Raw genomic sequence first — 12628 nt, forward strand, 5'->3', positions numbered from 1 at the left:
AGCGCCAATGGGGCTGTCGCCGTTCGGATTCCGTCGGTCGCTCGATCGTCGAACGTCCGTTCGGCCGTCGCCGTCCGCTCGGTCATCCACCGCTTTCGCGGCGACGATCGCCGTCGAAAACGGCGGTCACCGAACGCGGCAATCCTCGCAGTCGGCGGCCGCCGGACGCGGCGACCGCCGGCCGCGTTCAGTCGTCCGCCGGTTCCTCGCTCGCGTCGCCCGCGAACTCGAAGCTGACGTTCTGTCGCGGATCGAGCGCGAGGCCCGCTTCGTCGAGCGCCTCCCAGACGCGGTCCGACGTCATCGGCATCTCGACGTGCGTGATTCCCGCGTGCGCCATCGCGTCGACGACGGCGTTGACGATCGCGGGCGGCGAGCCGACCGTCGGCGACTCGCCGACGCCCTTCGCGCCGATCGGGTGGTGCGGCGACGGCGTGACGGTGTAGCCCGTCTCGAAGTTGGGGATCTCGTTGGCCGTCGGCAGCAGGTAGTTCATGAAGTCCCCGCCGGTGCAGTTGCCGTTCTCGTCGTAGGTGACGTGCTCCATCATCGCCGTGCCGATTCCCTGAGCGAGTCCGCCGTGGATCTGCCCCTCGATGACCATCGGGTTGATGCGGTTGCCGCAGTCGTCGACGGCGACGAACTTCTCGAAGTCGACTTCGCCGGTCTCGCGGTCGATCTCGACGACGACGATGTAAGAGCCGAACGGGTACGTCATCTCCGGCGGGTCGTAGTAGTTGACGGCCTCTAATCCGGGCTCCTCGGAGCCGGGGTGGTTCATGTACGCGCTGGCGGCGATCTCGGTGATCGTGATCGAGCGGTCGGGCGCGCCTGCGACGTGGAACTCGCCGGACTCGCGGTTCCACTCGATGTCCTCCTCGGCGGCCTCGAGTTCGTTTGCCGCGATGGATTTGGCCTTGTCACGCACCTTCCGCGCGGCGACGGCCGTCGCCGCGCCGGCGACCGGCGTCGAGCGCGAGCCGTACGTCCCCAGTCCGTACGGGTCGGTGTCGGTGTCGCCGTGCTCGACGGAGATATTCTCGACGTCCATTCCCAGCTCTTCGGCGACGATCTGCGCGAACGTCGTCTCGTGGCCCTGTCCCTGCGTCTGCACGCCGACACGGAGGACGGCGTTACCCGTCGGGTTCACGCGGATGTCCGCGGAGTCGAACATCTCGATGCCCGCGATGTCGCAGGATTTCCCCGGGCCCGCGCCGACGACTTCCGTGAAGGAGGAGATACCGATGCCGATGAGTTTGTCGGCGTCCTCCTCGAGACGGCGCTGTTGCTCCTCGCGGTAGTGGTCGTAGTCGGCCATATCGAGGGCCAGATCCAGCGCCTTCTCGTAGTCGCCGGAGTCGTAGTTCCAGCCCGTCGGGCTCTCGTAGGGGAACTGCTCGGGCTGGATGAAGTTCTTCCGCCGGATCTCGGCGGGGTCCATATCCAGCTCTTGGGCGAGCACTTTCACCATCCGTTCGATGAGGTAGACCGCTTCTGTCACCCGGAACGAACACCGATACGCGACGCCGCCGGGGGCGGTGTTGGTGAACGCCGCCGTCAGCGACCCGTACGCCGCCTCGATGTCGTAGGAGCCGGTGAAGATGTTGAAGAAGCCCGCCGGGAACTTCGACGGTTGGGCGACGGCGTTGTACGCGCCGTGGTTCGCCAGCACGTCCGTCCGGACGCCTTTGATGACGCCGTCTTTCGTGGCGGCGAGTTCGCCGGTCATGTCGTAGTCGCGGGCGAACCCGGTGGTCTGGATGTTCTCCGAGCGCTCCTCCATCCACTTCACGGGCTGTTCGAGCACGACCGATGCGGCCGCGGCGACGACGTAGCCCGGGTAGATGGGAACCTTGTTGCCGAAGCCGCCCCCGATGTCGGGGCTGACGATTCGAACCTTGTGCTCGGGGATCCCCGACACCATCGAGAACAGCGTTCGGTGGGCGTGGGGCGCTTGAGAAGTCAGGTGGACTGTGATCTTCTCTTTGCCCGGGTCCCAGTCGGCGACGCACCCGCACGTCTCGATCGGCGCGGGATGGAGCCGCTGGTACTCCATCTGCTCTTCGACGGTGACGTCGGCCTCGTCGAACACCTTGTCGGTCGCCTCCTTGTCGCCGACGTCCCAATCGAAGATGTGGTTGTCCTCCTGGTCTTCGAGTTCGTCGCGGATGAGCGGCGCGTCGGCTTCGAGCGCGTCCCGAGCGGTGACGACGGGATCGAGCACGTCGTAGTCGACCTCGACTTTCTCCGCGCCGTCCTTCGCGATGTAGCGGTCCGTCGCGATCACCGCGGCGACCTCTTGGGACTGGAACTTGACTTTCTCGTTGACGAGGACGTCTTGGGTGTCGTCCATCAGCGTCGGCATCGTCGCCAGTTCGTGTGCCGCCAAGTCTTCGGCGGTCAACACGGCGACGACGCCTTCGACGTCCAGCGCACGCGATTTGTCGATGTCCTCGATCCGAGCGTGCGCGTGGGGGCTCCGGACGATCTCACAGTGGAGCATCCCCGGCTTCTTGATGTCGTCGACGTAGTTACCGCGGCCGGTGATGAAGCGCTTGTCCTCCTTGCGCTTGACCGCCTCGCCCATCCCACCGCGGCCGTGGCCGTGGTGTTTCTCGGGATCGGGACCGCCGTCCTCGTCGTGTTGATACTCCGTCTCTGCAACCGGTATGTCCTCTGTTTCGCTGCTCATACGTTGTCACCGCCGGTGTGCTCGGCGTCGGTCGCGGGGCCGCCGCAGCAGTTCTCCGCGCCGCAGGTGAACTCGCCGTCGACCTCGTACCCCTCGAAGGGTTCGGGGCCGTCAGCGGCCGATCCGGCCGCTGCTGGGCCGGCATCGCCGTCGATGGCAACGGTGCCGCCGTCGGCCGCCGGCTGTGCGGCGAGCTTGTCGGCGGCGTACTCGATCGATTTCACGATGTTCTGATAGCCGGTGCACCGACAGAGGTTGCCGCTGATCGCCTCGCGGATCTCCGCCTCGTCGGGGTCGGGGTTCTCATCGAGGAGCGCCTTCCCCGCCATCAACATTCCGGGCGTGCAGTAGCCGCACTGCAGGCCGTGTTCCTCGTGGAATCCTTCCTGAAGGGGGTGCAGGCCGTCGGACTCGGGGAGATCCTCCATCCCCTCGACGGTCATCACCTCGCTGCCGTCGGCCTGCGCGGCGAACATCAGACAGGACTTGATCGGCTCGCCGTCGACGAGGACCGTGCAGGCCCCGCAGTTGCCGGTGTCACAGCCGATGTGTGTGCCCGTCAAATCCAGATCCTCACGGATCGCGTGGACGAGCAGCCGTCGTGGTTCGACCTCGGTGGATCGCTCGGTGCCGTTGACCGTCAGCGTGATTTCGCGTGTGTTTGTCACGGTGATACCCTCCGTTTGATGACGCCAGCACGTTCGGCGGCGTCGCCGAGCGCCCGCTGGGTCAGGACCTCGACCATCCGCTCCTTGTAGGACGCGTCGCCGTGTTCGTCGGATTCGGGGTTCGACTGCTCGGCGGCGAGTTCGCCCGCCTCCGCGAACAGCTCGGGATCGGGGCGCTCCCCTCCGAGCCGTTCCTCGGCGTCGCTCGCGCGGACGTTGGTGATATCGACGGCGGTCATTCCGATTCCCGCGTCCTCGATCCGACCGTCGTCGTCGAAGATCAACCGCGCGGCGACGCCGGCCATCGCGTAGTCACCGGTCTTGCGCTTCAGTTTGTGGTAGGCGCTTCCCTCCCGTTCGACCGGGATCGGGACGCGCGCCTCGGTGATCAGTTCGTCCTCGTCGAGCGAGGTGTCGTAGGGGAGCAAAAACAGCTCGTCGATGGGGACGGTTCGCTCCCCGTCGGGCCCCGTCGCGACGACCTCGCCGTCGTGGGCGATCAGCACCGATCCCCAGTCCCCCTTCGGGTCCGCTTGGGCGACCGAACCGACGATCGTCCCGCGGTTGCGGATCTGCGGGTCCGCGACGAGGGGAACCGTGTCGGCGAAGCTCCCGTACCGCTCCTCGATGAGTTCGGAGTCCTCCACGTCGGCGTGCCGCGCGAGCGCGCCGATCTTGAGATAACCGCCCTCCTCGTGGAGATAGTCGAGTTCGTCGATGCCGTTGATGTCGACGACCGTGTCCGGACGCGCGAGTCGGAACCGGAGCATCGGCACCAGACTCTGCCCACCAGAGAGGATCGTCGGCTCCTCGAGGCTCTCTAACAGGCTCACCGCCTTGCTGACGGAGGTGGGCTCGTGGTGTTCGAAGTTTGCTGCTTTCATAGCATCTTCCGTAATCTGTCGGTGACGCCGCCGCTCGCCTCCTCGTCGACGTCACTCATCTGCTTCTCGATATTTCCGAAGAAGTTGTTCACGATCTTGTTGGCGACGGGTTTGATCACTCGCGAACCGAGCTGGGCGATCCGCCCCGAGATGTCGGCCTCGGTCCACCACTCGATCCGGGAGCTCTCGCCGTCCTCGGTCGGATGGATCTGCATCCCCGACTCCATACTGAAGCTGCTGCCGGAGGCGTCGCCGCCGCCGGAGGCGACCATCCTGAAGTTCTCGCTGTCGCGCTCGTCGATGGTCACCGTCGTCTCGAACCGGGGTTTCACGCTGCCGACGCCGACCTGCATCAGCGCCGCGTACGTCTGTCCCTCGACGAACGCGCGGTCGGCGACGACCTCCGGGTCTGCCTCCGGCAGCATCTCGACGTCCTCTTCGGCCTCGTAGTCGTCGAAATTGAAATCGTCGTCCATCGGGGTGATGTACCGACACCCCTTCAGCGCGTCCCGCACCGCCATCGGGTCCGACAGCACGATCCACGCTTTCTCGGGCGGTACGCCGTCTAACTCGAACTCTCCTTCAAATTCCATATGTTCACGCTCTCCGTCGCTCCGGGTGCTCGTCCGCCGCACGCCGCCATCTTTTAAGTACCTCTACTATGTGCACACTATTATCACGCTTTATGATATCAGACAGATCCCAAATAAAAGTTTGTGTCGTTCAACGACAGTTCCCGAGCGGTGACTTATGAAGGATGACGCAGAACACACGGGTATGGACGCAGCGGGTCACGGCCACGACGACCTGATCGCGTGGGACGACGGGGCGGAACGCGTTGTGGACCTCCGCGGCCGGTGGTTCTCCTCTCTCGAAACCGAGCGCGTCGAGATCGATCACATCGCCGGGCGGACGCTCGCGGAACCGATTGACTCGCCGGTCGACGTCCCCGCGCAGAGCCACGCGACGATGGACGGCTACGCCTTCGACGCGACCGAGGAGTACCCGCTGACGGTCGTCGACGCCGACGTGTTCCCGGAGGACGAACCGCCCGAGTTAGGTAGTGGAGAAGCGATCCGCATCGCGACCGGCGCGCCGGTTCCGAGAGCCGCGAACGCGGTGCTCAAACGCGAGGAGGCGACCGTCGAAGGAGGTCACCTCACCGGGACGGAACTCGACCCCGGCACGTACGTCTACGAGCGCGGCAGCAACGTCGCTGCGGGCGAGCGGCTGTTCGAGGCCGGCGAGCGCTTGGGGCCGAAGGACGCGATACTGCTCGGCGACCTCGGCGTCGACGGCGTCGAGGTCCGACGGCGGCTGTCGGTCGGCCTGCTCGCGACGGGGACGGAGATCCACGAGGGCCGCCACCGCGACCTCGACTCGCCGATGCTCGCGGGACTGGTCCGCTCGTGGGGCCACGACGCGACCTACGAGGGGAGCGTCCCCGACGCCTACGAGCGCGTCGAATCCCGCATCTCGGAGCTGGCGCGCGAGCACGACGTCGTCGTGACGACCGGCGGAACGAGCGTGGGGAAGAAGGACTACGTGATTCGCGCGCTCGACTCCTTGGGGGAAGTGCTCTTTCACCGCGTTCGGCTCCGACCCGGCAAGCCGATCGCGGTCGCCGAGCTGCCCGACCACGACGCGGTCGCGCTCGCGATCCCGGGGAAGCCCGTCGGCGCGCACGCGGTGACGACGCTCGTCGCGCGCCCCTTTTTCACCGGCGACGCGTCGCTGCCGACGGTGCCCGCGCGGATGGCCCGCGACGTCGACATCGCCACCCCGGGGTTCGCCTACGCGATTCCGGTGACGTTCGAGGAGGGCGACGCGGACCGTGCGGATCCGGACGGCGCGGACGCGGTGGACGGCGGGACCGATCCCCCGACGGCGATGCCGCTCGGACACGTCGACTCCGACCTCGCCGTCTACGAGTCAGCATTCGACCCGAGCGTCCTCTCGTCGAGCACGCGCGCGACCCGCGCGAACGGGTTCGTGCTCACGGGCGAGGGCGTCGAGCGCGGACAGGCGGTCGACGTCGTCCCGTATTCGGTCGTCGAGTGATGCCGGACGACGAGAGCGGGCTGCCGCTCGTCTCGCCGCCCTTCGGCGAGCGAACGCGCGAGCGCTCCCACCGAGATCACACGCGGGGCGATCACCAGCGGCCACGCGTCGCGGGCGTGTTGCTCGCGGCGGGAACGAGCAGCCGCTTCGGCGACCGGAACAAGCTGCTGGCGACGCACGAGGGCGAGCCGATCGTCCGGCGCGCGGCGCGGACGCTCCTCGACGCCGGGCTGGATCCCGTCGTCGCCGTGGTCGGTCACGAGGCAGAGCGCGTCACCGACGCCCTCGACGGTCTCGACGTCCGGCTCGTCACCAACGACACATACGAAACGGGGCAGGCGTCGTCGGTACGGGCTGGGATACGGACGCTTGCGGAGTCCGGAGACTCGATCGACGCTGCGGTGATCGCGCTCGGCGATATGCCCTTCGTCTCCCCCGAGACGGTCGAGACGCTCGTCGCGGCCTACGAGGCCGAGGTCGGCGACGCGCTCGCCGCCGCCTACGAAGGCGTGCGCGGTAACCCGGTGCTCTTCGACCGGCGGTTCTTCGCGGACCTCGTCGACGTCGCCGGCGACGTCGGGGGACGAGAGATCCTCCTCGAAAGCGGCGCGAGCGCCTGTGTGGCGGTTTCAGATCCCGGCGTCCGTCGCGACGTGGACGAACTGGCGGATCTCGGGTAACGAACGGATGACCCGCAGATCTCGGGTAACGAACGGACGAACCGGCGGATATCAGGTACCGAAAGATGCGCGTCAGCGCGTCAGTCTCGAGTCCGGCTCACTCGTCGCTATCGAACTTCTCGACGATGATCCGACCGTCTTCGACGTGCCACTCGACGCGGTCGCCAGCGCCGACGTCGAGGAAGTTACGAACCGGTTTGGGGACCGTCGTCAGGTTCTTCTCGGAGATCTTCGTGTTCGTCAGCGTGCCCATAGGCTACGTATCCTCGTGGTATTTACATAGCTTGCGCTATGGATTTCCGACCGTTTCCCTACGGCTCACCCCGAGGAGTTCCAGCGGTGTGCGCCGCCGTCGGAGGCCTTCGTGAAGTCGAGGTCGAACCGATCGGAGTTCAAGAGCACCTCGCCGGGGAGATACCGGTCCTCGCCGACGGCGTTCAACACCCCGCGGTCGGCCATCTTCGCGAGGATGCTTCGAACCGTTCGCTCTCGGCCCGGGATGAGGTTCGCCTCCTCGATCACCCCGTCGGTCGTCACTTCCCCTTCGAGTAGCGCCAGCCGGATCGCCGCCACCCACGCCGGCTCTCGCTTCAACTCCCGACACATACCCTTCGACGGCGGCTACCACGCCGACCGAATTAGCGTTTGCGGAGTGAGTCGGCCGAGTGGAAGACGGACGTCAGACGAACGGGAGGGAACGGAGGCGGTACCGAGGTCGTCTCAGGGCGGATCGGCCCACTGTCTCAGGGCGGATCGGCCCGTCAGATCGACCCGTCGTCTCAGGCCAGATCGAACAGCTCCGCGGCCTGCTCCATATCCTTGTCGCCGCGGCCGCTGAGGTTCACGAGGATGGAGTCGTGCTCGTCGGCGAGATCCCTCGCGAGCGCGATCGCGTGGCTGGATTCGAGCGCGGGGATGATCCCCTCCTCCTCGGAGAGTTCCCGGAACGCGGCCTTCGCGGCCTCGTCGTCGACGGCTCGGTAGTCACAGCGGCCGACCGCGCGGAACATCGCGTGCTCGGGGCCGACGCCCGGGTAGTCCAGCCCGGCGGAGACGGAGTGTACCTCGACGTCGTCGTCGATGACGCGCGTTTTCATCCCGTGGATCGTCCCGTCCGCGCCGTCCGCCAGCGGGGCGGCGTGACGCTTCGAGCCCGCGCCCTCGCCGCCGCCCTCTGCCCCGTAAAACGCCACGTCGTCGTCGCGGAAGGCGTGGAACAGCCCCATCGCGTTGCTGCCGCCGCCGACGCAGGCGACCGCCGCGTCGGGGAGGGTTCCGGTTCGCTCTCGGAACTGCTCGCGCGCCTCCTCGCCGATGACGGCTTGGAAGTCTCTGACCATCCGCGGGAAGGGGTCGGGACCGACGACGGAGCCGACGAGGTAATGCGTGTCGTCGATGTTCTCCGCGAAGTCTTCGAGCGCGGCGTCGACGGCGTCCGACAGCCCCGATCCGCCGCGGGTCACCTCGTTGACCGTCGCACCCATCAGGCGCATCCTGAAGACGTTCATCTTCTGGCGCTCGACGTCCTTTTTGCCCATGTAGATCTCCGTGTCGAGATCGAGGAGCGCGCCGACCATCGCGGTCGCCGTGCCGTGCTGGCCCGCGCCCGTCTCGGCGATGAGCCGCGATTTTCCGGCCTTCTTCGCCAACAGCGCCTGCCCGAGCGCGTTGTTGATCTTGTGCGCGCCGCCGTGCAGGAGGTCCTCGCGCTTGAGGTAGATGTCTGCGCCGTAGCGCTCGCTCAGGCCCTCGGCGTGGTACAGCGACGTCGGTCGTCCGGCGTAGTCTTCGAGTAACTGCTCCAGTTCGGTCCGGAACTCCTCGGTCGCCTTGATGTCGTCGTAGGCGGTCGCCAACTGTTCGAGCGGTCCGCTGAGCGGTTCGGGGACGTGCCGTCCGCCGTACCCCTCGAAGTCTCCTTCGGACATACGTTCCGCACAATTCGCTCCCCCGATATAAACGGTACTCTGCGCCGAGAGCGTCACTCCGTCCCGCGCAAGCGACACTCCGCTCCGCGCAAGCGACACTCCGCTCCGCGCAAGCGACACTCCGCTCCGCGCAAGCGACACTCCGCTCCGCGCAAGCGACACTCCGCTCCGCGCAAGCGACACTCCGCTCCGCGCAAGCGCCACGCCGCCTCGCTGGCCAGCGGCTCGCCCCCGACATCTCTTTGTGGCCGCCCCGACAGAAACGATCTATGTCACCGCCCGCGATCCGCACCACCCACGTCGGAAGCCTGCCCCGTTCGGATCGACTGCGTTCGCTCTTGACCGACTCGGACGCCCGCGGGGAGGCGTTCGAGGCCGCGGTCGAGGAGTCGATCCGGGAAGTCGTGCGCCGGCAGGCTGACGTCGGCATCGACGTCGCCAACGACGGCGAACAGAGCCGCATCGCCTACTCGGTCGACGTCACCAACCGCCTCGCGGGCTTCGGCGAGGGAACCGTCGAGCGCGAGTGGCCCTCGGACCTCGACGACGTCCCCGACTACGGCGAGGAACTGCTCGGCACGACCGAGAACATCGGCGGCCCGGTCGCACGGGGGCCGATCGAGTACGTCGGCGAGGAAGATCTCGAACGCGATCTGGCCCGGTTCGACGACGCGGTCGCCGCCGAGGGCGTCGAGTTCCCCGCGCGCTTTCACACCGCACCCTCGCCGGGGGCTGTCCTCCGCTTTACGGAGACTGCGTACCACGACTCCGACGAGGAGTACCTCTTCGACCTCGCGGCGGCGCTCGCGACGGAGTACGAACTGATCGCCGAGACGGGGGCGATCCTCCAGATCGACGCGCCGGACCTGCTGGCGGGCTTTACGCTCACGTACAAGGACGACTCCGTCGACGACTTCCGCGACCGGGTGCGCACGCATATCGAAGCCCTGAACGAGGCCGTTTCGGGGGTCCCCTCCGAACAGATCCGCCTGCACGGCTGTTGGGGCAACTACGAGGGACCCCATCACCACGACGTCGCGCTCGACGCGGTGATCGACGCGTTCTACGAGGCCGACGTCGGCGGGCTGGTCGTCGAGGGCGCGAACCCGCGGCACCAACACGAGTACCGGACGTTCGAGGAGCATCCCCTCCCCGATGACTGGCGGCTGATCCCGGGCGTCATCGACGTGAAGACGAACGTCGTCGAACACCCCGAGGTCGTCGCCGACCGCATCGAGCGATTCGCCGACGCGGTGGGAGACCCCGACCGGATCGTCGCCGGTGCCGACTGCGGCTTCGAGACGGTCGTCGAGGGCGCGAACGCGGTGCATCCGAGCGTCGCGTGGAAGAAACTGGCGGCGCTGCGAGCGGGCGCTGATCTCGCCGCCGAGCGGTTGTCCTGATACCGACGGGGCTCCTTACGTCGACGCGCCACCGACGAACGAGGGCTCCGCGGAGCGAAACATCTTCGTCCCCGCCTCTCGACACTCCGATCGATGGTCCACCGTCCCGACTCCCTCCCCGACTTTCTTTCGGACGCCCTCCTTGGTTCTGTGTCCGACTTCCTCCGTCGGCCGCGCATCGGACGCTCCTCCACATCCGTTCGCGCGGTGCTCTTGTTCGCGATCCTCTGGGGTGCCGCCTCATACGAGCGAAACTTCAACCCCGACGTCCTCGGCTTGGGTTGGAGCCCCGGCAGCAACCTCGGTGCGAACATCCGGACGTACCGGTACGCGGCGAAACTGGCCCGCGAGGGGCAGTCGTTCTACGCGGTCGCCCCGCCGGAGTTGGGCGAGTGGGCGGTCTATCTCTACCCGCCGATCACGGTCAGCGCCTACTACCCGTTCACGTTCCTCGAGTGGATGGACGGCTACTGGGCGATCGTCGCGCTGAACGCCCTCGCGGGGGTGGCCGTCGCCGCCGCCATCGTCCGCTTCGTCGATCGGGTCAGTCACCGTCTCGGCTGGCTCGACGCGGCCCTGATCGTCGGCGTCGTGCTCCTCTCGCCGTTCACCTTCGGGACGATGTATTACGGGAACATCAACCTGCTCGTCGCGCTCGCCTTCGTCGCGGGCTTTCTCGCGCTCGACGGCGACCGGCCCGGGTGGGGCGGCGCGGCGTTCGGGCTCGCGGCGCTGTTCAAGCTCTTTCCGGCGGTCGTGGGCGCGTGGCTCCTCAGAACTCGGTCGTGGCGCTCGATCGCGAGCGCGACCGCAGTCGGTCTCGGTGGGGTCGCGGCCGGGGCCCTCGCCTACGGCTGGGGGCCGACGGTCACGTTCTTCACCGAGGTCGTCCCGAACCGCTCGGAGACGGCGGATTTCGTCGGCGGGTATCCGATCGACAGCACCTACTACGTGACGGTTCAGCGGCCGCTGTCGCACGTGCTCTGGGGACTCTTCCCGGACGCCCCCGCCGAGGCGTTGTTACCGCTCACGCTTTTTGTCTGCGCCGGCGTGCTCGCCGTCTTCTACCGCCGCGTGGAGACGCTGCAGGCGCGCCTGATCGCGATCTTCGCGACGCTCGTCGTGACCGTCACGGTCTTTCCGGCGCTGCAGTGGTATCTGGTCTTTCTCTTCTTCCCGATGATCCCGCTGTGGTACGTCTGGGAGGGTCCCGGACGACTCCTCTTTCTCGCGGGCGGGGCGGTGATGTTCGCCAACAGCCCCCCGGGCGCGATCGTCGACGAGGTGGCCGCCCTCGGCGTGCCGGACGTCGTCGAGGTCGTCGCCACAGCGGTCTTCACGTTCGCGACGGTGCAACTGTACGGGATCGCGATTATGCTGCTCGCGTGCGCGGCGTGGACGTACGGGTGGCATCCTGCGAGGATCGTGAGTCGGGTTGTGAGTGTCGTCCGGCGCTGAACGGGTTGTGAGTGTCACTCGGCGCTACGTCGGCGTCGTGCGTCGATTCGTGATAGTGTCCAACTCGCGCGACCGCTCAGCGGCGACACCAACCGTTTTATCGGCATCCCTCGTGGGTCACGCTACCGTGGTTCAGTCACGTCAGTATCGTCGCGGCGGACCTTGAGGAGTCGACCGACTTCTACGAGTCGGTCTTCGGGATGGAGCGGATTCCGACGCCGGCGTTCGCGGAACCGGCCCAGTGGCTCAAGGCCGGCGAACTGCAGCTTCACCTCGTTGAGCGCGACGACATCGACCCGCCGGGACCGGGCGACGCGCCCGCGCCGATTTATATGGACGAGTGAGCGAGACGCCTCGATCGCACGAGAGCGTGCGATCGGATGAGCGGTCAGTTGCAAACGCGACTATATGCCCGGAGCCGCCGTACTCCTCGTTATGCGGACCTTCGAACTCCACGCCGACGACACCGGCACGATCGAACTCGTCTGTGAACGAACCGACGAGGAGGCTCCCGCTCCCCGCGTCCGCTCGTTCGCGGGGCGCGACGAGTTCGGACTGCTCGTCGACGATCTGACGCCCGGCGAGCGGGTCACGCTGTTCGTCGACGACGCCGTCGATTCGGCGTAGGTTCGAGATCGACCCGACGCGCCGGACGCCTTCGCAAGCGACTTCTACGCCGTCGCCGAAGCCCGGCGTATGACCGTGCTGCTCCACGAGGGACACGAGCACACCGAAACCGCGGCCGCGGCGATGTCGGGGGCGAACGCCGACCTGACCGTCGCGGCGGTCGTGGGTGCGCTGCTTCTCATCCCGCTTCTCGGCTACGCGATCACGCGATACCGAGACTGATCCGA

General features: G+C 67.1%; 13 protein-coding genes and 1 pseudogene. 7 read left to right on the forward strand and 7 right to left on the reverse strand.

The window, feature by feature from the left end; genetic code table 11:
• Positions 1-187: 187 nt before the first annotated feature.
• The 4 genes from U5919_RS04040 to U5919_RS04055 are packed head-to-tail and all read right to left on the reverse strand — an operon-like array spanning position 188 to position 4837.
• Complete coding sequence (locus U5919_RS04040) at positions 188-2692, reverse strand: aerobic carbon-monoxide dehydrogenase large subunit (protein WP_336022315.1); 2505 nt, start codon at positions 2690-2692, stop codon at positions 188-190.
• Positions 2689-3360 (reverse strand): (2Fe-2S)-binding protein, encoded by a 672-nt coding sequence (locus tag U5919_RS04045; RefSeq protein WP_336022317.1) that lies wholly within the window; start codon positions 3358-3360, stop codon positions 2689-2691. Before U5919_RS04045 ends, U5919_RS04040 begins: the two co-directional genes overlap by 4 nt.
• Positions 3357-4244, reverse strand: a complete 888-nt coding sequence (locus tag U5919_RS04050) for an FAD binding domain-containing protein (RefSeq protein ID WP_336022318.1) — start codon at positions 4242-4244, stop codon at positions 3357-3359. Before U5919_RS04050 ends, U5919_RS04045 begins: the two co-directional genes overlap by 4 nt.
• On the reverse strand, positions 4241-4837 hold the full coding sequence (locus U5919_RS04055) for an SRPBCC family protein (protein ID WP_336022319.1): 597 nt from the start codon (positions 4835-4837) through the stop codon (positions 4241-4243). Before U5919_RS04055 ends, U5919_RS04050 begins: the two co-directional genes overlap by 4 nt.
• Before the next feature lie 184 nt (positions 4838-5021).
• Here U5919_RS04055 and U5919_RS04060 point away from each other — a divergent pair, with 184 nt between their 5' ends.
• Both U5919_RS04060 and U5919_RS04065 read left to right on the forward strand, forming a co-directional pair.
• Entirely contained in the window at positions 5022-6305 is a 1284-nt protein-coding gene (locus U5919_RS04060) for a molybdopterin molybdotransferase MoeA (RefSeq protein WP_336022320.1), read from the forward strand.
• Entirely contained in the window at positions 6305-6985 is a 681-nt protein-coding gene (locus U5919_RS04065) for a nucleotidyltransferase family protein (protein WP_336022321.1), read from the forward strand. The genes U5919_RS04060 and U5919_RS04065 overlap by 1 nt, the downstream gene beginning before the upstream one ends.
• Before the next feature lie 97 nt (positions 6986-7082).
• On the opposite strand, the gene U5919_RS04070 is transcribed toward U5919_RS04065, so the two are convergent.
• The 3 genes from U5919_RS04070 to trpB form a co-directional block, all read right to left on the reverse strand.
• Complete coding sequence (locus U5919_RS04070; protein ID WP_336022322.1) at positions 7083-7238, reverse strand: AbrB/MazE/SpoVT family DNA-binding domain-containing protein; 156 nt, start codon at positions 7236-7238, stop codon at positions 7083-7085.
• Between the two features lie 65 nt (positions 7239-7303).
• Complete coding sequence (locus tag U5919_RS04075) at positions 7304-7591, reverse strand: hypothetical protein (protein WP_336022323.1); 288 nt, start codon at positions 7589-7591, stop codon at positions 7304-7306.
• Between the two features lie 173 nt (positions 7592-7764).
• Positions 7765-8913: a tryptophan synthase subunit beta gene (trpB, locus tag U5919_RS04080; RefSeq protein ID WP_336022324.1), complete on the reverse strand. Its 1149-nt coding sequence runs from the start codon at positions 8911-8913 to the stop codon at positions 7765-7767.
• 269 nt (positions 8914-9182) lie between these two features.
• Here trpB and U5919_RS04085 point away from each other — a divergent pair, with 269 nt between their 5' ends.
• The 5 genes and pseudogenes from U5919_RS04085 (at position 9183) to U5919_RS04105 (ending at position 12623) form a co-directional block, all read left to right on the forward strand.
• Positions 9183-10316, forward strand: coding sequence for a cobalamin-independent methionine synthase II family protein (locus U5919_RS04085; RefSeq protein ID WP_336022325.1), 1134 nt, complete (start codon positions 9183-9185; stop codon positions 10314-10316).
• A gap of 93 nt (positions 10317-10409) precedes the next feature.
• A complete protein-coding gene (locus tag U5919_RS04090) occupies positions 10410-11774 on the forward strand; it encodes a glycosyltransferase family 87 protein (RefSeq protein WP_336022326.1) in 1365 nt (454 codons plus the stop codon).
• A gap of 143 nt (positions 11775-11917) precedes the next feature.
• A pseudogene (locus U5919_RS04095) lies at positions 11918-12118 on the forward strand (VOC family protein); the annotation flags it as partial.
• 91 nt (positions 12119-12209) lie between these two features.
• Positions 12210-12401: a hypothetical protein gene (locus U5919_RS04100; protein ID WP_336022327.1), complete on the forward strand. Its 192-nt coding sequence runs from the start codon at positions 12210-12212 to the stop codon at positions 12399-12401.
• A gap of 69 nt (positions 12402-12470) precedes the next feature.
• On the forward strand, positions 12471-12623 hold the full coding sequence (locus U5919_RS04105) for a hypothetical protein (protein ID WP_336022328.1): 153 nt from the start codon (positions 12471-12473) through the stop codon (positions 12621-12623).
• Positions 12624-12628 lie beyond the last annotated feature (5 nt).

It is taken from the genome of Halobellus sp. LT62 (genome assembly GCF_037031285.1).
GTDB classification, from domain to species: Archaea; Halobacteriota; Halobacteria; order Halobacteriales; family Haloferacaceae; genus Haloquadratum; species Haloquadratum salinisoli.